The organism is Rossellomorea aquimaris, from assembly GCF_003315075.1.
In the GTDB taxonomy this organism is placed as follows: domain Bacteria; phylum Bacillota; class Bacilli; order Bacillales; family Bacillaceae_B; genus Rossellomorea; species Rossellomorea aquimaris_C.
Genome location: NZ_QNRJ01000026.1, coordinates 24,958 through 49,712, shown reverse-complemented (window position 1 = coordinate 49,712; position 24,755 = coordinate 24,958). Strand labels below are relative to the sequence as shown.

The window sequence follows — 24,755 nt, the reverse complement described above, 5'->3', positions numbered from 1 at the left end:
CTCCGTGAGTTAATTGTTTTCGTCGACATTAATGATACACGGTTCCCCTATGGCTTTTCTATTTTTAAGTGTTGCATTTCATTTTACAATTAACCTCAGGTTTTTTCAGAATAATTAATCTTTGACAACGATTTTCGGTATGTTATAATGTACCTATCTTTTCGCTAATGGCAACAGTGCACATTAGGAGAAGCAAATAGTATAGTTTAGTTGAGGAGAGATGAGAAATGAATACAAAAACACTTGTATCCCTGTCATTATTAGTGGGGATCGGAGCTGTCCTGCACACAGTGATTCCTGGAATTTTCTTAGGAATGAAGCCGGACATGATGCTTACGATGATGTTTCTGGGCATCATATTATTTCCAGCTAAGAAAAACGTATTGCTTTTAGGTTTATTAACTGGAGTCATTTCAGGTCTGACAACACAGTTCCCTGGAGGATTCTTACCTAACCTGATCGATAAACCGATCACGGCATTCGTTTTTTACGGACTTTTCCTGTCTACTAAAAAGGTCACTCGTTCACTTGTAGGGGCTTCTGTTCTAACAGCTATTGGTACACTCGTATCAGGAAGTATATTCTTACTTTCTGCTTATGTGATTGTCGGTCTGCCTGGAGCTTTCTTTGCTCTATTTGCAGCAGTCGTACTTCCAGCTACACTTGTTAACGCCGGGGCAATGTTTGTGGTCTATCCAATCATTAACGGGATTTTAAAACGTTCAACCATTCGAGAAGCTGTCACAACAGAACAGCTATCCTAATTTAATCATAGTAAAGCCCTCCATTCATTGTGAATCGCCACCTGAATGGAGGGCTTTTTCTATATCTTACTTGACTGCAACCCATAAGAGCACTCCAATCAAAAAGGTGATCACCCCACCGGACCCCATTATGGCAGCACGCTTTTTTAATATATTCTTAGGAGGATACATACCCGGCCTTTGAATGGAAATGAAATTATACACCATACTTAGAAATAAGACTGCACAGAGGGCAAAGAAACCAAAGATTATCCCGTCCATCGATTACAACCCCTCCTTTACTCCACCTCTTACCTTTATTTTTATGCTGCAAATAAGAAAGTTATGAATTGAGTTGTTTTAATCTGTTTTTAAAGGGAAAAGGAGAATACATGTTGATTGTAGAAATAGAGTATTATAGAACTAGAAGAACGAGGTGATCATAGTGAACAAGAAATCCCTGGCTTACGGGCTTTTAATCGGTGGAGTGGTTGGAGGAGTAGCATCCCTTCTTACGTCTCCTTCATCGGGGAAAGATATCCGGGCACAAATCAAGGACAAGAAAGATGACTGGACTGGAGTAATCGAAGAGATGAAGGTGAATATTGGCGAATTGAAAGATTCCATCGGCACCCTGTCTCAGGAAGGAAAAGAAACGGTCATGCAGCTTTCGAAAGATCTTCAAGCTTCTTTCAAACAATGGCAGGCTTCGACAGAGCCCAATAATCGAAGACTTCAGGAAGAAATCCAATCCATCCAAAGAACCATTGAAGACTTGGAAAAATCGATTAACTCAGCAAATACACCGAATCAATAACCAGATCCCCACAGCCCTTTTCACTAATGAGGAGGAAAGACTGTGGGGTTTTATTGTGGAAATAGGGATTATATCGATTCTGAAGAAACATGTTTTGAAAAAAAAATATTATCCCCCTTCTTTTCTTTCAATATAATAATTACATGAACAAATCCCGTCATTACAGGATCCATCCACCCACCGACCTCTGTTTTTCACAGTATGTCCAAACCAAAAATTAAATACTTCGAAAAATTTTGTCAATTTAACCTTTATTAATTATTACTTTATTGGCATAATAAAATATAAGCGCTTTCTTTTTTGTACCAGTTGTTTTAGTAAGTCATTTTGGTACTACTTAGATTTAAAAAGATTTTCTAGCAAAGTGGGTGAATGAGATGAAGGAAAGAGAATTTACTTTGAAAGAGGCTATGCTCTTCAGTCAAAGGATGGCTCAGCTTAGTAAAGCTCTGTGGAAAGCCATAGAAAAGGACTGGCAGCAATGGATCAAGCCATACGACTTAAATATCAACGAACATCATATTCTCTGGATTGCGTATCATTTAAAGGGTGCTTCGATTTCAGACGTAGCCAAGTTCGGTGTTATGCACGTTTCAACTGCGTTTAACTTCTCCAAGAAATTAGAAGAACGGGAATTACTACAGTTTTCTAAACGGGAGAACGATAAACGGAACACCTATATTCAATTGACGGCTAAAGGGGAAAATATACTTCTTGAGTTAATGAAGAACTATAAGCCTGAGAGCCATTCAATCTTCCAGGGAGTTTCCCCATTAAGGGAATTATATGGAAAGTTCCCTGAAATGATTGAGATGATGACCGTCGTGCGAAATATATATGGAAATGATTTTATGGAGATATTCGAAAAATCGTTTCATAACATTGAAAATGATTTTTCTGATGATAATGGAAAACTCGGAGAATTATTTCAAGATGAAGAAGAACTGGCTTGATCTACAAGCTCTTCTTTAACTGTTTCATCAAAGCTGGATAAATGTCTTGAGCTAAACAGCTATCAACCACTTCATGAACCTTCAGCTTTGAATGAAGCTCTTCTTCAAACTCTTTGAAAAGCGGAGTATTGTACACGAATCCTTCCGCTTTTTGCTTTTGGAGTTTCTTGCTCAACCTATCACAAACCATAAAGAACTCCTTCACTTCCCTCTCCGACAAACCTTTTTGAATGATCATTCGATGAAATGGAAAACCATTTTCCGGGATCATCTCCGCCATTAACCGTTGATAATACTCTAGTTTCTCTATACGTTTCAGTAAATCATTCATCTTAATCACCCTTCAATCATTGCAGAAAATTCTCATACTCTCATTGTACAAAACTATAACATACCTTTCCCAAAAAGTTCTTCTAAAAAATATGAAAAAATCAGCCTGAAATGTATTGATTTTTTCCGGCAATCGTAATAAAGTATGTTAGGCACTTAACTATGATTACTTCGTCTAATGGAGGCGATTTTTTTATGCATTGCTGGAAAACAATCAATCTGGAAAAACAATTCGGATTTTACCGAGTCTTTTTACTTTCATCCATCATCATGATGATGGTATTCTCATTAATATACGTACCAATCAACTTACTATTTCCGAGTGCTTTTTACGATAAGCATTTCCTGGGATTCTTCCTGGGACTGATCAGTATCTATCCATTGCATAAATTTTTTCACATCGTGCCCATCTTGCCTTTTGTGAGAAAAATAAAATGCAAATGCAACAGAAAAATGTATTTTTTGCCGATACTTTCATTGCGGGTGGATCAGCCAATTTCAAAATACCGTTATTTGGTCGCCCTTGTGGCACCATTCTTTGTACTGAACAGTATTTTATTATACGGGTGCTTCCATTTCCCACATTATTCGCATTACTTTACCATGCTCCTTGCATTTCATTCAGGGATCTGTGCCATTGATTTCATTTATGCGAAACAATTGATAGACTCACCAAAGAATGCTTTAATCGAAGAAAATGAAGATGGATACGAAATATTGATTTATCAGTAAGGATGATGGATGGCCATTGAAGCATACACTCGATGGATGAAATCATCCTTCTCATATTTTCGGGATGATTCACTGCTTTCATTTACCTTTTCTTCATACCTGAAGGGCATCATATACGAAAAAAGCTTCATTTACGTGAACTAAGGCAACACTCTTGCTACCAATTAGGGAAATAATTTGGTAATGTATAGTCTATAGGAGATAACGGGGAGGGGTTTGGATGATCTCCATGTTTTTAGTGTTTGCTGTTTTCATCTTATTCTATATAAATAAAATGACAAACGCATTATGTTTACAAAAAGAAATACCTGAAGAACGCCAACCAAAGGTGTTTAGAACCATCAATATCCTAATCACCATACTACTGGTCTCTTCTTATATAGAAATATTATTTACATAGAAAAGCGGAAGGGCTTTGCTCAGAGGCGAAAAGCATAAGACGAATCTGCCGGAAAGGCGTTTTTTTGCCTTTTTGGCAGATTTGACTTATGACCTCGAGCCTCTAAGCCCTGGAGCTGGACAATCAGAAAAGCGGAGGCGGCTCGTTCAGAGGCGACAAGCAAAAAGCAGATCCGGAAAAGCCGGATCTGCTTTGTTTTTTCTATAAGTCACCGTTTAATTAATAAACGTATGCTGCACCAATGATGATTAACAAAATGAATAGAACAACGATTAACGCAAATCCTCCGCCGTAAGCACCTGACATCTGCGCTTCCTCCTTTCATGTATGAAAAAGCCGCCTAAATATGAATAAAGCAAAAGGGGCCGCCTTTCTTAAGGTATTGCCCCCTCTACAGTCTTTATCCGATAACTTTAAACCCTGAGGCTAAAATTATAGCCATGCTGCACCCACAATGATTAACAGGATGAACAGTACTACGATTAACGCGAAACCTCCGCCGTATGCATTACCCATAACTTTCCACCTCCTTTGAAGCGCTAATTTATCTTATTCAAGTTAGCTGCCGTTTGTTTTAGGCTAATGTCATAAATTTAATTTTTTTTAGTAAATATATGCGGCACCAACGATGATTAATAAGATGAACAGCACTACGATTAACGCGAATCCGGAATTGTATCCACAGCTCATATTTATTACCTCCTTTTCTCTCTTCGCTCTTATCATATGAAAGTACCTAGGAAATGGGTGTGTAAAATGCCCATATTTCTGAAGATTAATATGGAAAATATTTTTTTCATGGGAAAAGTATGTTATAGTATGGTTTGTAGAAATTTGACAAGCCATCAAACGAATATATTGTAGGAGTTGGTCACCATGAAAAAATGGATCATTTCAGTATCATTGGCTGCGGGAGTCGTTGGACTTGCAGGATGCAGCGGAGACGGTGCTGAAGGAAACAGTGACGTTGTTGCAACAACAAAAGCTGGAGACGTAACAAAAGATGAACTTTACAAATCAATGAAGCAAAAATTCACTCCACAAATGGAACAAGCCCTTCAAGAACTGGTTTACACGAAAGTACTTGAAGAAAAGTATGACGTATCGAAAGAGGAAGTTGACGAAAAGCTGAATGAAGCCAAAGATCAATTGGGACCTCAATTCGAAATGTTCTTACAACAATATAACCTTGATGAAAAATCGTTTAAAGAATACTTAAAGCTTCAATTACTTCAAGAAAAAGCTGCGATCTCTGACGTGAAAGTCACTGAAGAAGAAGTAAAGAAATACTACGAGACATGGAAGCCTGACATTCAAGTTCGTCACATCCTTGTAGATGATGAAAAAACAGCTAAAGAAGTGAAACAAAAATTAGCTGATGGTGGAAAGTTTGAAGAACTTGCAAAAGAATACTCTAAAGATCCTGGTTCTGCTGAAAATGGCGGAAGCTTAGGCTGGGTAGACAATGCAGGTCGTCAAAACTTCGTACCTGAATTCTCTAAAGCTCTGGACACTTTAGAAAAAGGCAAAGTGAGTGAGCCGATCAAAACAGAATATGGCTACCACATCATTGAAGTGACAGATAAAAAAGAAAAGAAATCCTTTGACGAGATGAAAAAGGAAATCGAAAAAGAACTCAAGCTTTCGAAAGTGGATCCTCAAAAAATCCAGGAAGCGATGAAAGCTGAAATCGAAAAAGCTGACTTAAACATTAAAGATAAAGATCTTAAAAAAGCATTTGATCAAGTGCTGAACCCTGCGGCTGCACCTGAAGGCGGGGAAGCTCCTGCTGTACCTGAAGGAGAAGAAGCTCCAGCACCTGCAGAAGAGTAGACCAAAAAGGACTGACGGATCCATTCCGTCAGTCCTTTTTATTCTCTATGATCAAGACGTAAGTTGACGTCTCCGCTCCTTCTCCTCTTCCATACGATGAATGTAGACTTCTCCTTCTTTCTCTATCCACTCATCTTCCATATTCTTTTCTTCCTTAGCTGATTTAATTGTCATAAAGGCACTCCCGAAAATCCCTGCTACAACCAAGTACATCCAAATAGGTAGTGTCATTTGCTTCATCTCCTTATAGGTTTGTCCTCTTTATTAACACTATATGTAGAGAAGAGAAAAAACATAACTGGATTTAACCTTTTATTCTACTAAAAAGACCCCGTTCCATTATCCGGGGTCTTACAGGTTACCTATTTATGAAAAGTCGGTTTATAGAATGAGCGATTATCAAGGGCAAATACTCTTTCTGTATACTCCCCTGGTTTCACCCGTTCCAATGCACGATCCAGCATATTCATCTTTGCATCCACGTTATCGATGTAATGCAGGATTTCAGCTTCACGAATGAGCGGCGGCTTAGGACTACCCCATTCCGCTTTTCCATGATGACTCAATACGAGATGTTGAAGGATCATCACTTCTTCCCCTTCAATTCCAAGCTCATCTGCAGCTTTTCCAATCTCGTTCACCATGATCGAAATATGACCGATCAGATTCCCTTCAATCGTATACGTAGTAGAGGTTGGACCTGAAAGTTCTATGACTTTGCCTAAATCATGAAGAATGACCCCGGCGTACAATAGATCTGAATCCAGGGATGGATACAGTCCTGCAATGGCCTTCGAGAGGTCCAGCATCGATACAACATGATACGCAAGTCCTGACACAAATTCATGATGATTCTTGGTAGCCGCCGGATATTCCAGGAAAGGCTTCTGATATTTTTTAATCAAGTGCCTTGTGATGCGTTGAATATTTGGATTTCTCATTTCAAAAATATACTGAGTGATCTTACTCGTCATTTCCTCAATGCTTACTGGCGCCGTTTCCAGGAAGTCCGAAATGGCATAACCATCTGCCGGGGAAGCCGGGCGAATCTGTTTGATCTTGAGCTGACTCTTTCCACGATAACTATGTATGTCTCCAACAACCTGTACGATCGTTTCAGGTTGATATGCCTTCTCATCCTGCTCAGAAGCATCCCAAAGCTTAGCTTCCATGTTTCCACTCTTATCTTGCAGAATCAGCGTTAAAAACGGCTTACCTGTATTTGTCGTGCCTTTGGTCATTTGTTTAATTAAAAGGGGTAATTCGATTGTTTCTCCGACATTAAATTGTGTAATCCCAGACATCTCTTCTCCTCCGTCCAACTATATTAGTAGTAGTTTCAGTATATCATATTTCGATAGAGTACAGGGGTGGAAAGGGTTGGAGCGCGATGTGTGTCCGGGATTGAACTAAACGATGATCAAATTCCAGAGGTCCGTCCCTCTCTTTCCATAGAAAAAAACCGTCCCCACCAGGAGACGGTTCTGTGGCTAATTCACCAATGCTTTTTTTTGTTTCTTGCTAATCCAGACTTTCGTCGCTACCAGTCCTACGAGCATGATGAATGCTCCGAAGAAGTAGGGAATATGTATATTCCACTCAAACAGTGTCCCGGCAAGCAATGGTCCAGCGACGTTACCAAGACTGAGAAAAGAGTTGTTCAGCCCCATGACGGTCCCCTGTCGTTCGCCTGCCAGTTTTGAAATAAGGGAGTTCAACGACGGACGGAGCATGGAGTTTCCGACAAAGAAAACGGCGGTTGTGATCAAGACCCCTACAAAGTTAGTGGCAAACGTCATGATGACAAATCCCAGTGCGCTGAGGAGCAACGAGCCGGTTACGACCTTTTCCTCACCGAAGATCTTCGTCGCCCTTCCCACACCCACTCCTTGAACAACAGTACCGATGATACCAATGATCAAAATGATGATCCCGACTTCCTGTGGACCATATCCATATCGTTCGAGGGCATAGTAGCTGAAGATTGATTGGAAATTCGCCAATCCAAAGCTCATGATGAATACGAGTACCAACAGAAACCCGACCGGACTCATCACCGCATTCTTCATGACCACGAAGCGGTTTTCACGTTTCTCATTCGGGTCAAAGGTTCTTTTTTCCTTTGGATACGATTCCGGTAATATGATGACCGAAACGATGGCTGCAATGGAGGCGGCGATCCCGGCAAAGATAAATGGATAGGAGAGATTGATTTCTGCCAGCCATCCTCCGATCCCAGGCCCGATGACGATTCCAAGACCCATGGCAGCACCAAGGATCCCCATCCCTTGCCCCCGATTGTCCTCATCTGTAACATCTGATACATAGGCCATGGCAGTCGGCATTAATGCTGAGCCGAAAACGCCTGCCAGGATCCTGGACAGAAATAGCATCCATAACCCTACAGCAAAGGCAAAAATGAATTCAGCTATGGCAAACCCTATCAGGCCGATGGTGATTAATGGCTTCCTCCCGATTCGATCGGATAACCGTCCCCAGATAGGTGCAAATAAAAACTGCATAAAGGCAAATACAGCCACCAACGCTCCAAGCGTTTGAGCATTGGCATTGAATTTTTCGACGTAGAAAGGAAGAATGGGGATGACCAGCCCGATTCCAACCATGACGATAAATAAGTTAAAGCTTAGTAGTGCCAGCGGTCCCCGATTTCGTTTGGACCCTTTTGTTTTTGTCATACTATGTGTTCCTTCTTTCTGACTTTCATTTCATTCCCGTGCTCGTGTAAACAAACTCCTTGTAGTATTGTAACGAATCTGAGAAATTATTGCCAATTCAAATTCTTTTAAGAATCATGCATTTCGAATCGATTCCTTATCCATTCGCTTTAACACGATCATTTCATCCTTGGTAAACTCATTTCTTATATGAGAATGGCAGGTGAAGAACAGAGTCTGATGGCTCGTTGCCATTTTCCTCAACAGCTTTAGAAATGCGTTCGTTCTTTCCAGGTCAAAGTTGACTACGCCATCGTCGATCATTACAGGCAATGGGTACTTGTCCCGGAAAGATTGAATGAGGGCAAAGCGAATCGAGACGTATAACTGTTCTTTCGTTCCTTGACTGAGTTCCACTGCATGGAAAACTGCACCGTCCTTCCTCTCTACCCTGATCATCTCATCATCCCGTAAGAAGATCCGTAGATAGTGCCCTTCCGTCAGCTCTCTAAAGTTCTCCTCTGCAAGCTCCATCACTTTAGGCATCTTCGATTTCTGGTAAAGATCCATTGTTTTCCTTAAGGCCACTTGTGCTAACGTATATTTGGACCAGTCATACGCAAGCTCTTGAAGCTCAGCCTTTTTGCTTTGAAACTCCTGAAGGATCGTAGAGTAGCTCTTTCCTTCCTCCAGCACTTTTATTTCATACGAAATGGTAGCGAGCTCTTTTTGATGAGCAGAGAGCTCAGTTGAAAGCTCTTCGATGCGATTCGATACCCATTTTAATTCTTTTCTGCTATCTTCCTCTGAATCAAACCGAAGAAACGTGTTGAGTGTTCGTTCGGTCAGCCTCGTTTTCATTCCATTATATTGAGCCGACAGGTCCATTCTCTCTTCGGCGCGAAGTTTTTTTTCTCGAAATTCCGTTTCTTCCATGCACCCTGCAGATTGAAGAAGGGTTCCAACCTCTTCACGGATCTTTCCACTTTCAATTCTGAGCTTCTCTATCTCGAAAGAAAGAGGCTCGACCTCCGTTTGGATGCTATTGATTAGGAGGGTATTCTTTTCAATATCCTGCATGATCCCCTTCAGTTTAATTATGGCCTCATCCACTGTGGTAAACGTGATAGAGTGTCGGTGGAACCATTCCTGACAATGGTCCCTATACTCATTCAACTTTCGGACCACATATTCTTGTTCTTCTTTAAGTTGGATATAAGCCTCATAATTCGAGACGGTCTCTTTCATTTTGACAAACGCATCAGGGAGCCACTTCCAGTGAAAATCAGAAGGTAAACAGAGCTCTGTTTTCAGATCGGATATCCTTTCTTCCCCTGAAACAATTTCTTTCTCTACTTCCTTCTGTTTTGCATGGAGCTTCTGGAGTTTCGCCTGTTGCTCTTCTAATGAAAGAATTCGCTGCTTCCACTCGTTCCTCAACTCCATTTGCTGCTTTAGGCTTTGCTCAGCCCTATCCAAAGAGTGAAATTCCATTTGACCTTCCGGCTGAAACTCTTTTGCTCGTGCTTTCGTTTGTTGAAGAATGCTGGATTCTTCTCGCAGATTACCCCTCGCCTGCATTCCCGATGCACCCACTACAATGAGAAGAAGCAAGCTGATCCCGATAATGAGCCCATTCCCGGTCACGATTGCCCATGACCCAATTCCGAATAAAAGAAGGAGTGCTGCACCTATTAAGAGGAGCTGACGTGAGAAGGAGGACTTTTTTCTGCTGAAACGTTCTTCTGCCTCTTTCACTTGCAGGCTCATCCAATGTGCCTGGTCCCGTGAAGCTTGCCGGGAAGATTCCATTTTCACCGTTCTTTGCAATTCTTGATACTCATCTTCTTCCATCAGCCGGTCCTCTAAGCTATCACACTTCCTTTCGATGTTGTGAAGTTCTTCTTCTTCCTCTTCGTAATGCTTCTGGAAGCTTTCCCGTTCATGAAGGAGCTTTGATTGCCGATCCAGCGCGTTTTGAATACGGTCAGACATCATTAAGCTAGTATCCAGGGACGGGATGTCCTCCATTTCTATTGTTAATCCCAATTCACGGATCGTATCGTTGATCTTACTACGCACCGTTTTTAGTTCTCTGCTCCGTTCACTGCTTTCTTCTTTCCATTTCATATAAAAAGACTGTTGAGACAATATCTTTTCTATAAAAGGAAGGTCTTCAACCAGGGAAGGATCAATCACTTCTGATTCTAATTTATCATGCAGATTTTCTTGTTTCGTCACCAAGGTTTCAAGATATGCCGACACTTGTCTTTCTTCCGTTTTAAGTTCGTTTAAACGCTCTAATCCTTTTGCAGGAAACTCAATTGTTTCCAATTGGGTAAGCCTCTCCTCCACTCTTTTGAAGCTGGTGAGTGTATCCCAGTTTTCGTTGACTGAAATCAGGTTCTCTTTCTTTTCAGCAAGAGATGCCTTTTCGGTCTCCAAGGATGATATCCGTGTTTCTAACGATTTTTGCTTTGCTATGAGAGGACGGTATTGATCATTTTTTTCTTTTCCTTCCTTTACTTGTTTTTCAAGGAGTTTCAATTGTGTCAGCACTGCGTTGACCATCGGCTTTCTTCCCGATTTCTTAAACAGCTGTTCCCTTTCTTTCTGCCAATTCTGTTCCATCTGTAACAGGAGGTCCGTCCCTGTAGAGCCTGCAGAGAATAGGTAGCGGTTCAGTTCATCTTTTTTGAGGCGCTGAATGTTTTGCAGGCCTTCGAGGTTGAATGAGAATATGTTTTGGTAAGTTGTCCTGTCCATATTTCCGAGCAGTTGTTGAAGGGTTTCTTCTCCTTCGGTTCTTCCGTCCTCGAATTGAACGGTCACGTCCCCTGTGGCCTTCCCTTTAACCCGCTCGATACTGAGGAGCCCTTGTCCTTCCATGCTGCAAAGGATTCTCCCGCCATACTCTGTAGTAGATTTCGGTTCATACCTGAGGAGGGATTGCTGCTTCGTCGGAAACCCGAACAGAATGCTATGTATGAACGACATAATCGTTGATTTACCAGCTTCGTTTTCCCCATAGAATAATTGAACGTCACCAATCGTATAGTGCTTGTTTTCTATTTTTCCGTATCCATAAATATGAAGTTCGAGCAGTTTCACCCCATTCACCTCCACGATCAGCCTTTATTTTGTAACAAGTGCTCTGTTTCTTCTATTAAAGATTTCTTCTCTTCTTCCTTTAAGGGATCCAGAAAGCGGTAAATAGAAGGGTGCTCATACAGTTCTGCCAGGGCAGCCTTCCATTCTTCTTCACCCATGTTTTCCAGAGTCTCGATTACTTCCTGTTTGAATGGATCCTGTTCCATTCCACGACTCGCTTGTGCATGATTCCATCGTATTGAATGAATCCACTTCAACCCCCGGTGACTTTCGTATTCTGACTGCAGTGCTTCCAGTAGATCACCATCTGCAATTTTGCCCGCCATGTCTTGAGGGAGTGATTCGTCATCCGTCAAGATCACCTCAATTAACACATCCCCTTCTCCAAGATATTCCAGAGCTTGCTGGATACGCTGAAAGATTTCCCCAAAGCGCTGAACACCTTGAAGGGATACGGTGCATGTCTTCCATATCAAGTCGTGAGTCGGGATAAATGTTAATTCTGTATGGTGATGATCAAGCACCACTTCATAGCATCCTTTTTCACCCGTTTCTTTTCGATGTCTTCCCTGGATGTTGCCTGGATACACGATGTAAGGCTCTTCGTGCAGAATCTGCCGCTCATGGATATGCCCCAAAGCCCAGTAATGATAATTCTTCTCCAATAGTTCCCTTACTGCAAAAGGAGCGTACGTTTCATGTGAAGAATGCACACTTCCTTCACTTCCATGGAGGATGCCTATCGTATAGCGGTCAACGGAACGTTTGGGATAATCAGCAATCCTTCTTTCCTGGATATGTCTTGTACCATAGCTGAATCCGACTATATCTACAGTTGTCCCATTCTTTACAGTAAGCTGTTTCACTTCTGTTTCTGTGTTGAAGATATGTATGTTATCCGGCATATCGAGTTCTAATCGAAAGCTTCCAAGATGATCATGATTCCCGTGAACAACGTATACAGGAATGTTGTTTGAATGTAACAGCTTGAATTGCTTTAATAATTTCGCCTGCGCACGAATGCTGCGATCTTCTTCGTCAAACAGATCCCCGCTGATGATGATGAAGTCAATTTGTCTATGAATCGCTTCCCTTACCACTTTTTCAAAAGAGGCAAAGGTACTATTATGTATCCGTTCGAACACTTCTTTCGGTAAATGTTTTAGTCCGATAAAAGGACTATCAAGATGTAGATCTGCTACATGAAAAAACCGAATCTTCCCCATGAAGTTCCCTCCCTGCACTACGAATATACGTTCTTATATTCTTTCATTATATCCTAAAACCGGCGATTATTTCAGTATATATTCAACATTTCACGCGATTCATAGAGAAAGGCTGCCCCGGACGACGGAGACAGCCTGCTCTTACCTATTATTTCTTCGATGTGATATCGATTGCTTTTTTAATATCTTTATATGAATTAGATTTTCCGTAAAGGAGCACTCCTCCGCGATACACCCTTGCCCCAAATACTCCAAGAATAATAATCGTCACAAGGAGGACCACAATTCCTATGACGGGTTCATACACTGGAAGATTCAGCATCCCTACACGAAGGAACATAACCATCGGTGTAAAGAACGGGATGTACGAAGTGATCGTGACAAAACTGGATTCCGGATTTCCAAGACCGAACATGGAGATGAAGAATCCAATCATGATCAGGAAGGTCATCGGCATGATCATCTGCTGCACATCTTCGATTCTACTGACAAGAGACCCCAGTAATGCAGCCAGGGTTGCATACAGGAAATACCCTAATAAGAAGAATAAAACCGCATATATGATCACACCTACAGATAGAGATTCAAATCCGAATCCTTCAAAGAAACCCCCGACCAGTTCATCTTTCTTTTGAATCATTGTAAAGTAGCCTACAGCCAGGATGACGGCTAACTGTGTTAACCCTGCGAGGCCGATTCCAATAATCTTGGCAAACATTTGTTTCACCGGGGATACACTCGATATGAGTATTTCCATGACCCGGGAGCTTTTTTCTGTCGCGACTTCCATGGCTGTCATGTTGGCGTAAGCGATGACAGAGAAATAAATAAAGAATAATAGAACATATACAATACCCCTTGCCTGACTTAGTTCTTCTTCAGACTTGGCTCCTGCAACAAGGGCTTCCTTCTCAAAGGCAACAGGACCGCTAAGCAGTGCCAGCTCTTCACCTGAAAGCTCCAGAATACTTGCAGCCAGTGAAGACTTTACATTTTGCAGGGCGATTTGTAATTCCCCGGCCACATTGGACTCTGATAACGAATTGGATTTATATAGGGCTTGTGGAAGACCTTCAGCGCTTTCACTCAAAATGAGTAATCCTTTTATTTCTTCAGATTCTATTTTCTTTTCGATTTCTTCCAGCGATTGAGTGGCAGGTTCAAGCTCAATCTCGCTATCCATGATCTCCAACTGTTGCACAAGCGGATCATACAGCTTGCCCGTATCGTCCTGAACTGCTATCTTACTCGTGTCATCATCACTGAAGTTCGAAATGATACTGTCAAAATTGGCCAATAATACAAGGGCTGCGGCAATGATGACGGTGGATATGATAAAAGATTTAGCCTTAAGCTTAGATAAATAAGAGTGACTAAGGATCAAGAAGAAATTATTCATAAGAAGTTCCCACCTTTTCTATGAAGATATCGTTCAGGGAAGGTTCTTCTAATTCGAACTTACGAAGGAATCCCTTTTGAACAACATCATGAAATACCCCCTGGGCAGCAGCCTCAGACTCGACCTGTAGAAGCACTCCTTCCGTTGTTTCTTTCAGCTTCGTCACTCCTTTCATATCCTTCAGATATAGAAGATCAAAATCGGAGTGAATCACCACATTCTTCTTCCCAAAAGAACGCTTGATCTCCTTCAAGCCACCATGCACGACGGGACGCCCTTTATGCATGATGCACAGGCTTTCACAGAGCTCCTCCACATGCTCCATGCGGTGACTGGAGAACACGATTGTCGTTCCATTATTCTTGATTTCCCGGACCGCATCCTTTAACAGTTCAACATTAACCGGATCGAGACCGCTGAACGGTTCGTCGAGAATCAGTAAACTGGGCTTATGGATAACCGATGCGATAAACTGTATTTTTTGCTGATTTCCCTTTGAAAGTTCTTCTACTTTCTTGTTGACGTTTTGAGGAACATTGAATCGTTCCAGCCAGTAATCCAGTTCCTTCAGGATCATTTTTTTATCCATCCCTCGAAGACGGGCCAGATAGACGATCTGATCGCTCACCTTCATTTTCGGATATAGTCCTCTTTCTTCAGGCAGATATCCAATTTCCGGACTTGTGGAATAATCGATCCGTTTCCCTTTCCACGTAATCTGCCCTTCCGTTGCATCTAACAACCCTAACACCATTCGAAATGTTGTTGTCTTCCCGGCCCCATTCGCGCCCAGGAACCCAAACATTTCACCCGGTGGGATGTTCAGTGACAGCTGATCAACTGCTGTAAATTGTCCAAACCGTTTGGTTACCTGTTGTATATTCAAACCCATTTCAGCATTTCCCTCCCATACCCATAAAACGAGCATCTTTTTTCTCTCTAGTACTCTACGATTTTATCCATAAAAGGTTTCATTTTCCATCCTTTTTTCTTTATCAAACGATTTAGACTTTCCAAAAAAATGATAATATGAAAAAATAAAAGAGTACATGAATTCTATACAAAGGGGTACATCACAATGAAAGTATACAAATTGACGGTTTTTGAAAAAGACGGAAAAAAGATTCTGGATGAATCATTCGAAGCTTCATCCGACAGCGACGCAAAGAAAATGGGAGAATCCATGTTAGAAGAAAAGGGGTACTCCGATCATACTCATCGCTGTACTTCTCCTCTGGGGAAACTATTGTTGTTTCATGTGTAAAGCTTACATCCTGCATTGCGGGTCACGTCCAGTGGCTTGTAATGCATTTTTTATTTTGCTATTTTCGTAAACAATGAAGCTTTGCATAACTGCCTAAAAGTGAATTTCCGTTTTAGATGAGTGGTAGTGTGAAAACATAGACCGTTCCTTTCCGCTCCAGGCACTTGCTTTCCGCGGGGAGGAAGTCGAGCCTCCTTGGGCTTTGCCCTGCGGGGTCTCGACCTTTCCTCTATTACCCGCAGGAGTCAAGTGCCTTCCGCTACAATCCACTCTGTGCTTCTTTATTCTGACTGCCGAATGATGGATAGGCAAAAACAAAAAACTCCTAGTTTGTTCCCAAAATCAAAATGTCTACAAAGGAGTATCAAATTAACATCATTATGATAGCTCATAAATCAGTTATTAGTCATATTTTTATCGTTATTACTCACGGAGGATTTAGCTTGTCCTCTTTTAATTTCATTAACTATATAAAGAAAGCCTTTTTCTGCTTGTATATAATAGAAGATCTGTTTTCTTTCGGCCATTTTTTGTTTCTTTTAAGCTCTGTCACGAAATTCCATTTAAGATGGTGAGGGGAACTGCGTAGACTCCTGCGGAAGTACGGTCGTGCCGAGACCCCGTTCGGCTAAGCTGAGGAGGCTCGGCCGAACGTCCGCGGAAAGCGGAGCAGTTCCCCTCACCATCCAGCATAAACCTGGTTGACAGAGCCCTGGCAGACTCTATGTTAGAAAACAACAATCTTTGCGAAAAGATCCATAAATTAAAAGGCTGAATGTATAATAAAAAAGAACCAACCCCTTCAGGTTAGTTCTTTTTAGCTATTATTCTCCCTTAAATTCAGGTCTTCTTTTCTCCACAAATGCGCGGATGCCTTCCTGGTGATCCGAGGTTTGGCGCATGAGCCATTGCCCTTCTTTTTCGAGATCAAGTGCCCGCTGAAGTCTGTCTTTGTTTAATGTGACATATACATCTTTCGTTTTCAGCATCGCCTTCGTCGGTGCACTTAATACTTGTTTTGTATAGCGTTCGATGCCTTCTTCCAATTTCCCTGAAGGAATCGCTTCGTCAACCAGTCCCTTCATAAGAGCCTCTTGCCCTTCCAATACTTTACCGTTCCAAATCAATCGTTTCGCTTTATGTGTTCCCAGGCGCTCCTGCAGAAGAAAATGACTTCCACCATCCGGAATCAGTGCGATGCCGATAAAGTTCATGGCGAGCTTGCTGTCTTCTTCACACAAAATATAGTCGGAGCAAAGCGCCAGGCTGAAACCCAGACCTGCAGCAGCACCATGTATACCTGTTAGAACAATTTTCGGCATGGTGTACAGCGTCATCACCAGTTCACTGATGGTATCCATAATACTTGAGAACTGTTCTTCTCCACTTAATGAAAGCATGGATTTAATATCTCCTCCAGAAGAAAACCCCTTTCCTTCCCCTGTCAGGACCAATAAAGAAATCGATGGGTCATTTTTCACTTCTTTTAACGCAGCCAGGAGCTCTCCCATAAGCCCCGCATCCAACGCATTCAGTGATTGAGGCCGGTTCAGCTGAAGCCTCGCCACCTTACCTTCTTTATGTAATTTTACTGTTTCGTATTGATTTGACACTGTCAAAAAAATCCCTCCCCTTTCTTCTAGCATAGCGTAATATCCTATTTTTAGGAATCATTATTTTGAATAGTATAATAATTCAAAAGAGAGGCCGACTTCGTACCGACCTCTCATACGATTTATATTTGTTTCATTTTATCCTGCACTTGGTCCCGCAATGCTCTCTTCAAAAATTTACCTACTGACGTTTTGGGAATTTCATCAAGGAACAGGATCTCATCCGGCAGCCACCATTTGGCAAACTGTGGTTTCAGAAAGTCCATGATTTCTTCTTTGGACACATTTCCTTTTCCCGAGTCTTTTAACACCACACAAGCGATCGGGCGTTCCTGCCATTCTTCATGGGGAACGGCAACTACCGCTGCTTCGAAGATATGTTCATGTGCCATGAGGGCATTTTCAAGGTCTACAGAAGAAATCCATTCCCCACCTGATTTGATCAAGTCCTTTGTGCGGTCAACGATTTTAATGTAGCCCTCTTCGTCGATGGTGACCACATCTCCTGTATACAGCCAGCCATCACGGAATGCTTCCTGTGTTCTTTCATCTTCATAGTATTCAGAAGCAATCCATGGACCTCTCAGGGCAAGCTCTCCCATTTCCTTTCCATCCCAAGCCACATCTCCATCTTTCCCGACGATTTTCATGTCCAGTCCAGGGACGAGGATCCCTTGCTTTGCTTTCAGATCAAGCTTTTCTTCAGGGGAAAGATCATCATGATAGCTTTTCGATGCAGCAATCACGGCAAGCGGACTTGTTTCCGTCATTCCATATGCATGCATGAACGGAATGCCGAATTTCTCTTCAAAGGTTCTAATCATTCCTTTAGGAGCCGCAGAACCACCGCATAGAACGGAACGAAGGCTGGAGAGATCATACTCATTTTTCTCTAATTCATTGAGCAGGCCAAGCCAAATGGTCGGGACCCCTGCAGAGATGGTTACCTTCTCATCCTGCATTAACTGAGCCAGCAATCCAGGAGTGAAATATGGTCCAGGCAGAACCTGCTTCGTCCCGAACCACACCGAGGCAAATGGAAGTCCCCATGCATTTACATGGAACATCGGTACGACCGGCAGTGCCACGTCCCTTTCACAAACACCAGTGGTATCAGCAAGTCCAAGCGCCATGGCATGCAGGACGATTCCACGATGAGAATAAATGACCCCTTTAGGATTTCCGGTTGTGGCTGAGGTGTAACACATCCCGGCAGGAGCATTTTCATCAATGTTAGTCCGGAATTGGAAAGAAGGGTCGCCTTCCTCAAGCATACTCTCATAATGATAAACCGGTTCCAAAGTGGTTTCCGGCAAGTCTCCATCGGTCATTACAATGAACGCTTTGACCGTCGGTATCTGGTCTTTGATTTTTTCGATGAGCGGTACGATGTCCGAGTCGATGAGCAATACCTGGTCCTTGGCATGATTGATGATATATACGATGTGCTGAGGTGATAAGCGAATATTGATCGTATGTAGGACAGCCCCACTACAAGGAATCGCAAAATAGGATTCAAGATGTCGATGATGATTCCAGGCAAGTGTCCCTACCTTATCCCCTTCTTCCACCCCAAGTTTTGATAGGCTGCTTGCAAGTCTTCTTGTTCTTTCTCCCCACTGTTTATACGTGAAGCGGCTTATTCCGGACTCAGTACGTGAAACAATTTCTTTGTTAGGAAAATACTTTTCGGCTCGTTCAATCATTTGTGTCAAAAGCAGAGGTGTTTGCATCAAATTCGATCTCTCCCCTCAATATTAGTAAGCGTTTTCAAAAGTATTGTCTGAATTTCTATGTCTACCTTACTAATTCGACCTTTTCAGATGTAATCCTTTAAGTATTGTAGAAAAATTCTGTTAGTCATTCATATAGAGACGTCCTTAGATATAAATAAAAGCCGTCCAGAAGTTCTCTGGACAGCTTGTTATTATGAAAATATGTCATTAAGGATTTTGATCTTCTTATCGGTATATTCTTTGAATCCCAGGTTGTAGGCGTTTGGCTCTTTGGGATTGGCAAAATGCGTGATCTTTCCGGTCTTCGGATCGATGAATTTACTCGCAGCCCCGCAGCCAATGCCAATGATGGTTTGGACTTCTTCCATGATCATGATGTTATAGAGGCTATCCTGTCCGGGGAGAGCATATCCGACATTTTCGAGATTACCGAGAATGTTCTTCTGACGATATAAGTAATAGGGCTCATAGCCGTTAGCCTTCGTCCATTCTTCGGCAAGGTCCATCATCTTCTCGATTTCCACCCGGTCTGCCACTTTATACTTATCTTTATTCTTCGTCATTTCAGACGCCCGCTTGAAGGACAAAGTGTGGACGGTCAACGATTCAGGCATGAGCTTTTCGGTTTCATCCAAAGAATGCTGAAGTTCTGGAAGCTCTTCACCCGGTAGTCCGATAATGAGATCCATGTTGATGTTGTTCATTCCCATGTTGCGGGATAAATGAAATTTATCAATGGTCTCTTCCACGGTGTGATGACGGCCGATCGCTTTTAATGTTTCTTGTGTATACGACTGAGGGTTGATGGAGATACGGTCGATATTCCATTTCTTTAGTACCTCTAGTTTATCCGGGGAAATCGTATCAGGTCTCCCTGCTTCTACCGTTACTTCCCTTACCGCGTCCACATCAGGGAATGATCGATACATTTCTTCATATAGGGCATCCATTTCTTCTGCCGTGATGCTTGTCGGTGTCCCCCCACCATAGTAAATCGTCGTAATCTTGACGTTATTCTCTTTGAGCCAGCGTCCCATTTCCTGGATTTCGTAGTGAAGCCCGGCCAGGAACGAATCGACCCGACCTTGTTTACCGAGAATCGCGTATGCAGGAAATGTACAATACGCACATTTGGTAGGGCAAAATGGGATTCCGATATAGATACTCACTTCATTCTGGAGATCATAGAGATCCGGCACAACCGATAACTGACGGTCCACGATGTTTTGCATCAGCTGAATTTTCTCTTCGGTAATGAGGTATTCTTCCTTCAATTTCGCTTGAATTTCCTCCTGGGGAATCCCAAGCTGAGTCTGCTTATGTAAAAGCTTGGTAGGACGGATCCCCGTTAAGATCCCCCACTTTTGCCTGATTCCCGTCAGGTCTTGAAGTACATTCAGATACACATGAGATACTGCTGTTTTCAGCTGTTTGAAACGTTCCTTTTCATTTTCATATGATGTCCAGCCACGTTCATAGGCCGCAGTGTATGATTCGTCAGAAGACGGCTTGGTCAACACGGCTTTCGCTTCAATCTTTTCTTCTATTGAAATATCTATTTTGACTTGAAGATCCATGTCATCACAACGGCCAAAGTGAATCACGGATTCTTCAAAAAATAAATTCGCAATCAATCGCAGGGGGCGCTCAAAACGCTCATCCTCGATTCCTTTTATCAAAACATTCACGTTCTAATCACCTTCCACCAAATCTAATAAGCTTTTATAAGTGTACAGAATGGGGTGGGAATGGTCAATGGCAGGGAAGCCCACTGAAATAAATACAACACCCCGCTTTCCAATGGAAATGCGGGGTGTATCGGTTTATGATTTAATGATGTTCATTTTCTTCAGGAATGGAATCGGGTGCTGCTTGCGGAATAGTTCTGTAACAAAATACGGGATGCCTTTTTCGCTTTGGCTCCGTGTAATCCAGTTTGCTGCATCTGTCACCTGTCTTGGGGCATCTCCCATAGCAACCCCAAGACCGCAGCATTCCAAGGAGTCGATGTCATCCAGCCCCGAGCCGACCATCACGATTTGATCCTTCTTCACTCCGAGACGTTCAGACAGATACATCAATCCTCGAAGCTTCGATACGCCCCTTGGCACGATATCCAGTTTATAGTCGGATGTCGGGATGGCGTCCACTTCTTCATACATTCCTTTTAGAGAAGCGACTACGTCCCACACATCTTCCCGATGCTCCATGACAACCGATATCTTCGGAACCGACATTGGATTCTCCAAGAGATGATCACTCACACGATCCACAAATTGCTTACTATAAAGTAATTTTGACTCCCTTTGCCACGAGACTTTGGCCATATCCCTTGCCTGGGAATTGGCTTTTCCAATGATTGACCTCTTCTCATGGGATAGAGCTACTTGGCATGAGAACCCTTCGAGAAATTGAGCTATTTCATACGTAATATCCTCGGCAATCTTTTTTACATACATCGGTTTTTCATGCTCCCCAGCAATGTAAGCACCACTATGTGTGACTAGCGGGGTTTTGAGCTTAAGGGCTTTGGCTACTTTCTTTGCTGAAGCAAAGCTTCTGCTTGTAACCAATGTGACCGGTACACCTTTATCTTGAACGTACTCAATTGCTTCCTTTGTTTCCTTCGCAATTTTTCCGTTTTCATTTACAATCGTTCCATCAATATTTAACGCTAACATTCTATAGATTATCATTGGTGTCCCCCCTATATGTTGTCTACTCCCTTTCTTTACTTTTATGAATGAGGGGAGACAAATATGACAAGGGGTGGGAGCAATTCGGAAATTATATGGAGCAGCTGGCAGAACTAAAGAAAAGGACTAACCCCCGATCCGGAGGTTAGTCCCTTTGGTATCCATATTATTTCTGCATTGAACCGTAAAGTTCTTCAAGTGGTTTCATGATGACTTTGTTCAAGTCATTGATGACCATGCTCATGCGTTGTTCAGCTTCCATAAGCTTTGCGATTAATTCGTGTTGTTGAACAAGTTGAGCAGTCTTTTGAGCTTGCTCTACTTCTTCTTGAGAGATTTCTTCACCGCTCATTTGTTTTTGTTGAAGTGTCATTTGGATGTTTCTGAAGTTTTCAAACATCTTGCTAGCAGATTCGTCATTGTTTACTTCGTCATACATCTTCTTCAGTTCTAGAAATTCATCGCTTTGACGTAAAGCACTTTCCAATTCGTTCGCTTGATCGTATAAGTTAATAGCCAAAATACGTACCTCCTATAATTTCACTCTTTGTTTCCTACACCACTATAACAAACTATAGAGTGAAATTCTAGGAAGGACCCTTGAGCTTTGTAGGATTAAGAGATAAAGAGGGCTATGACCCCTTGAACGATTCCGATCACTCCTCCTAGTAATGCCCCTAAATAAGTAATCATTTTGAATTCACGACGGGAAATGCCGAGAACCAATTCTTCCAACCTTCCAACTGAAAATGATTCAACCTGCTCCTGCACAATATGCTGCAGGTGCATCTTCTCCATCAGGTTTGGAATCTTCTTCGATAAGAGGTCCGTCCCTCTATCCACCCATTTTGGAAGCTGCTTATGGAAGAAGGATTCCTTGTGAGGCTCAAGGAAGGTTCTGAGCGGCTTGGATAGGTGCCCTTCGATGTTGACGAGTTTGACCAGGGATGCCTGGACGGATTGAATCAAGTCTTCTTCCGGTAATCGATCGATGAACTCATTAAGCTGCATTTGTTTCAGTTTGGACCATTCTTTTGTCAGCAGATTGTAAAGGATTTCCTGGGTTCCTTCATGCTTGATGAACTTTACGATTTCAGGCTGTACTTTGTCCGCTACAGATGTGTTGCCGAGGAACATTCCAAGCATGTTTCCGAGCATGCCCCGTTCTTTCAGAAAATCGTCGATCATGATCTTCACTTTCATTTTTCCTTCAGGGCTCGTGAAATAAGTTTCCGCACGGTTTGCGATGAAGTCAACAAGCTTCGGAATGCTTTCTTCGACTTTTTCCTGCCACTTTTCTGGAAGAGCCTCTTCCAGCTTTTTAGAGGTGTAGGCTGCTTTCGTATCTTTCATTTTTACAGCTACCCACTCTTCAAGCCATTCATTAAGACGATCGGAGGATACAGGGATCTGCAGGATATCCAGCCACTCATTCACTGTTTTGTCCGATGCGAAGACAGGCTGTAATTCTTCCGCTAGCCAATGGGTTACATCCCTTTGAAAATCATAGTTCATCACTTTTTTTTGAAGACTTTCAGGAGTGATTAAATGATCGACCACCATTTTCCCGAGTTGTTCCGCTAATTCCCCCCGGCGTTTTGGGATCAACCCTGGTGTGAATGGTACTTTAAATTTCCCGATATAGTAAGCCCTATAAGGTCTGAATAACATTTTTATGGCTAATGAATTGGTGACTCCTCCAATGAGGGCTCCAATCAAAACCATGAACAGTATTAGGATGAAAGCATCCAGCATTATTGCACCTTCCTTTTCTACTTCTCTTGTTTGAACATTTTGCCTGGGCTTACATAGAATGCTATATCAACATTAGCCCAATAAATCATTATAGAATCATTCGTACGGGTTATGCAAACGGGGAATGCTTATGAAGATAAAATGTTCATTTAGTTCGCAAAAACATCAACATGATCATCATCACTTGTATATACCGAAGCAGATGATGAATCGATATCCTTTTCAACGAAACATGACGCTGAAATGTGGCAACTCTTCTCTTAACGTCATATGCAGGGAGGCGACCTCTGATTCTTTACAGATTATGTTAGAAACAAGCGATTCATTATTCTCCTCCATGCCGAATTTGGAAAATATATGGATATCCATCGATTCAAGGCATAGCATCATTCATATAGGACCGGTCGTGGCACTATTAATCAACCAATTCTCTCTCAATACATTACATTCTCACTCTTTAAAAGATTATTTTACAGAGTGTCAGACCTGGTTTCAACGAAAAGGTGGATTCTTTTATCTTATTCCGCTCTCTTCTTTTGTAGGGGACCTTCCTGAAGGGGTTGTATTTCTTGATCAAGACTGGGAGCTTAAAACACTTCCCGCTCCTCACGTCATTTACAATCGATGTCATTCAAGAAAGGTAGAAAGAACCCCTTCCTTTGAAAAAGCGCTCACTCAATCTGAAGAACGGAACATTCATGTTTTCAATTCCGGGTTTCTATCGAAAGACGAGGTTTACAATGCGCTGAAAGACAGCCCGTCCTTAGTACAACACATACCCAAAACCGTGCAGGGGTTCGATTCATTGGAGGAAATGCTTTCCTTATATAAGGATGTTTTCGTTAAGGGGATAAACGGGAGCAAGGGACGGTACATCATGCGAATCCAAAAAAGAGAGAACGAGTTTATCATGTACCAGAACTCTTTCACATCACAGAGTCCGCTTTCCTTCTCAACCTACTCTTCACTCTATAAGCAAATTCGATCCTGGTGCAACCCATCTTCTTATTTGGTTCAGGAAACCATTCCTTTTCTTACAGTGGAAGGGCAGCCATTAGATTTTCGATTTCTTTGCCACTTGAATGGAAAGGGAAATTGGGAAATCGTTTCTTCTGTTGCCCGGATTGCTTCTCGTGATCAATTCGTGGCAAATGTCGATCAGGGAGGACGAATTGCAAAGCCTCTAGCAATCCTTCAAACTGTTTTTTCACCTAAGGAAAGCATTCGGGTCCTAAATGACATGAAGAAGTTATGTACGTCTTCTGCCCGACTCCTTTCTGACACGGTAGAAGGGCATTACGCCGAGCTCGGCATTGATGTTGGCATCGATGAAAGCGGGAAGCCATGGCTGATCGAAGTCAATTCCAAGCCTTCTAAACGAACATACTTGGAGAACGACCGGATTCGTCCGTCGGTTAAAGCACTCTATGAATATAGTTTCTCAAAATGGATGAACAAGGAGGATTAACACG

Annotated in this window: 25 protein-coding genes and 1 pseudogene; 8 read left to right on the top strand and 18 right to left on the bottom strand. The window is 42.2% G+C overall.

Going from position 1 to position 24,755, the window contains the following annotated elements; all coding sequences use genetic code 11:
• Positions 1-227: 227 nt before the first annotated feature.
• Complete coding sequence (locus DET59_RS19495; RefSeq protein WP_113971265.1) at positions 228-764, top strand: tryptophan transporter; 537 nt, start codon at positions 228-230, stop codon at positions 762-764.
• 66 nt (positions 765-830) lie between these two features.
• On the opposite strand, the gene DET59_RS19490 is transcribed toward DET59_RS19495, so the two are convergent.
• Positions 831-1,025, bottom strand: coding sequence for a membrane protein YhzF (locus DET59_RS19490; RefSeq protein ID WP_113971264.1), 195 nt, complete (start codon positions 1,023-1,025; stop codon positions 831-833).
• Between the two features lie 163 nt (positions 1,026-1,188).
• Between DET59_RS19490 and DET59_RS19485 the strand changes: the two genes are divergently transcribed.
• Together DET59_RS19485 and DET59_RS19480 are read left to right on the top strand one after the other, a co-directional pair.
• The gene (locus DET59_RS19485; protein WP_181778244.1) at positions 1,189-1,560 is read left to right on the top strand and encodes a YtxH domain-containing protein; all 372 of its coding nucleotides are present in this window, start codon (positions 1,189-1,191) and stop codon (positions 1,558-1,560) included.
• A 377-nt stretch (positions 1,561-1,937) separates the two neighbouring features.
• Positions 1,938-2,513 carry an HTH-type transcriptional regulator Hpr gene (locus tag DET59_RS19480; protein ID WP_113971262.1) on the top strand — a complete coding sequence of 192 codons (576 nt, stop codon included), beginning with the start codon at positions 1,938-1,940 and terminating at the stop codon, positions 2,511-2,513.
• Position 2,514: 1 nt separating this feature from the next.
• On the opposite strand, the gene DET59_RS19475 is transcribed toward DET59_RS19480, so the two are convergent.
• Positions 2,515-2,844 carry a DUF1878 family protein gene (locus tag DET59_RS19475; protein ID WP_113971261.1) on the bottom strand — a complete coding sequence of 110 codons (330 nt, stop codon included), beginning with the start codon at positions 2,842-2,844 and terminating at the stop codon, positions 2,515-2,517.
• A 194-nt stretch (positions 2,845-3,038) separates the two neighbouring features.
• On the opposite strand from DET59_RS19475, the gene DET59_RS19470 reads away from it, so the two are divergent.
• On the top strand, positions 3,039-3,575 hold the full coding sequence (locus DET59_RS19470; protein ID WP_113971260.1) for a DUF3267 domain-containing protein: 537 nt from the start codon (positions 3,039-3,041) through the stop codon (positions 3,573-3,575).
• A gap of 220 nt (positions 3,576-3,795) precedes the next feature.
• Positions 3,796-3,975 (top strand): hypothetical protein, encoded by a 180-nt coding sequence (locus DET59_RS22205; protein ID WP_034763303.1) that lies wholly within the window; start codon positions 3,796-3,798, stop codon positions 3,973-3,975.
• Positions 3,976-4,194: 219 nt separating this feature from the next.
• On the opposite strand, the gene DET59_RS19460 is transcribed toward DET59_RS22205, so the two are convergent.
• From DET59_RS19460 to DET59_RS19450, 3 genes are all read right to left on the bottom strand, one after another.
• Entirely contained in the window at positions 4,195-4,281 is an 87-nt protein-coding gene (locus DET59_RS19460; protein ID WP_113971259.1) for a YjcZ family sporulation protein, read from the bottom strand.
• Positions 4,282-4,407: 126 nt separating this feature from the next.
• Entirely contained in the window at positions 4,408-4,491 is an 84-nt protein-coding gene (locus DET59_RS19455) for a YjcZ family sporulation protein (RefSeq protein ID WP_032089274.1), read from the bottom strand.
• Between the two features lie 87 nt (positions 4,492-4,578).
• A complete protein-coding gene (locus tag DET59_RS19450; RefSeq protein WP_034763301.1) occupies positions 4,579-4,665 on the bottom strand; it encodes a YjcZ family sporulation protein in 87 nt (28 codons plus the stop codon).
• 186 nt (positions 4,666-4,851) lie between these two features.
• Here DET59_RS19450 and DET59_RS19445 point away from each other — a divergent pair, with 186 nt between their 5' ends.
• A complete protein-coding gene (locus DET59_RS19445) occupies positions 4,852-5,808 on the top strand; it encodes a peptidylprolyl isomerase (RefSeq protein WP_113971258.1) in 957 nt (318 codons plus the stop codon).
• 51 nt (positions 5,809-5,859) lie between these two features.
• On the opposite strand, the gene DET59_RS19440 is transcribed toward DET59_RS19445, so the two are convergent.
• From DET59_RS19440 to DET59_RS19410, 7 genes and pseudogenes are all read right to left on the bottom strand, one after another.
• A complete protein-coding gene (locus tag DET59_RS19440) occupies positions 5,860-6,039 on the bottom strand; it encodes a sporulation YhaL family protein (protein WP_113971257.1) in 180 nt (59 codons plus the stop codon).
• A 131-nt stretch (positions 6,040-6,170) separates the two neighbouring features.
• On the bottom strand, positions 6,171-7,112 hold the full coding sequence (gene yhaM, locus DET59_RS19435; protein WP_113971256.1) for a 3'-5' exoribonuclease YhaM: 942 nt from the start codon (positions 7,110-7,112) through the stop codon (positions 6,171-6,173).
• Between the two features lie 186 nt (positions 7,113-7,298).
• Positions 7,299-8,513, bottom strand: a pseudogene (locus tag DET59_RS19430) (MFS transporter); the annotation flags it as partial.
• Positions 8,514-8,618: 105 nt separating this feature from the next.
• Positions 8,619-11,594 carry an AAA family ATPase gene (locus DET59_RS19425; protein ID WP_181778243.1) on the bottom strand — a complete coding sequence of 992 codons (2,976 nt, stop codon included), beginning with the start codon at positions 11,592-11,594 and terminating at the stop codon, positions 8,619-8,621.
• Positions 11,595-11,611: 17 nt separating this feature from the next.
• Positions 11,612-12,820: a metallophosphoesterase family protein gene (locus tag DET59_RS19420; RefSeq protein WP_113971253.1), complete on the bottom strand. Its 1,209-nt coding sequence runs from the start codon at positions 12,818-12,820 to the stop codon at positions 11,612-11,614.
• A gap of 148 nt (positions 12,821-12,968) precedes the next feature.
• Positions 12,969-14,219, bottom strand: coding sequence for an ABC transporter permease (locus DET59_RS19415; RefSeq protein ID WP_113971252.1), 1,251 nt, complete (start codon positions 14,217-14,219; stop codon positions 12,969-12,971).
• Positions 14,212-15,111 (bottom strand): ABC transporter ATP-binding protein, encoded by a 900-nt coding sequence (locus DET59_RS19410; protein WP_113971269.1) that lies wholly within the window; start codon positions 15,109-15,111, stop codon positions 14,212-14,214. Before DET59_RS19410 ends, DET59_RS19415 begins: the two co-directional genes overlap by 8 nt.
• Positions 15,112-15,297: 186 nt before the next feature.
• On the opposite strand from DET59_RS19410, the gene DET59_RS19405 reads away from it, so the two are divergent.
• Positions 15,298-15,483 carry a YhzD family protein gene (locus tag DET59_RS19405; RefSeq protein WP_113971251.1) on the top strand — a complete coding sequence of 62 codons (186 nt, stop codon included), beginning with the start codon at positions 15,298-15,300 and terminating at the stop codon, positions 15,481-15,483.
• A gap of 824 nt (positions 15,484-16,307) precedes the next feature.
• Here DET59_RS19405 and DET59_RS19400 read toward each other — a convergent pair.
• The 6 genes from DET59_RS19400 to DET59_RS19375 form a co-directional block, all read right to left on the bottom strand.
• Positions 16,308-17,102, bottom strand: coding sequence for an enoyl-CoA hydratase (locus DET59_RS19400; RefSeq protein WP_113971268.1), 795 nt, complete (start codon positions 17,100-17,102; stop codon positions 16,308-16,310).
• 116 nt (positions 17,103-17,218) lie between these two features.
• Entirely contained in the window at positions 17,219-18,832 is a 1,614-nt protein-coding gene (locus DET59_RS19395) for a long-chain fatty acid--CoA ligase (protein ID WP_181778242.1), read from the bottom strand.
• Positions 18,833-19,023: 191 nt separating this feature from the next.
• A complete protein-coding gene (locus DET59_RS19390; RefSeq protein ID WP_113971249.1) occupies positions 19,024-20,520 on the bottom strand; it encodes a coproporphyrinogen III oxidase in 1,497 nt (498 codons plus the stop codon).
• Between the two features lie 135 nt (positions 20,521-20,655).
• Positions 20,656-21,528, bottom strand: coding sequence for an HAD-IIB family hydrolase (locus DET59_RS19385; protein ID WP_309472485.1), 873 nt, complete (start codon positions 21,526-21,528; stop codon positions 20,656-20,658).
• Positions 21,529-21,694: 166 nt separating this feature from the next.
• Entirely contained in the window at positions 21,695-22,048 is a 354-nt protein-coding gene (locus DET59_RS19380; RefSeq protein ID WP_113971248.1) for a YlbF/YmcA family competence regulator, read from the bottom strand.
• A 95-nt stretch (positions 22,049-22,143) separates the two neighbouring features.
• Positions 22,144-23,283, bottom strand: coding sequence for a DUF445 domain-containing protein (locus tag DET59_RS19375; RefSeq protein WP_113971247.1), 1,140 nt, complete (start codon positions 23,281-23,283; stop codon positions 22,144-22,146).
• A gap of 130 nt (positions 23,284-23,413) precedes the next feature.
• Between DET59_RS19375 and DET59_RS19370 the strand changes: the two genes are divergently transcribed.
• The gene (locus DET59_RS19370; RefSeq protein ID WP_181778241.1) at positions 23,414-24,751 is read left to right on the top strand and encodes a YheC/YheD family endospore coat-associated protein; all 1,338 of its coding nucleotides are present in this window, start codon (positions 23,414-23,416) and stop codon (positions 24,749-24,751) included.
• Positions 24,752-24,755: the final 4 nt, after the last annotated feature.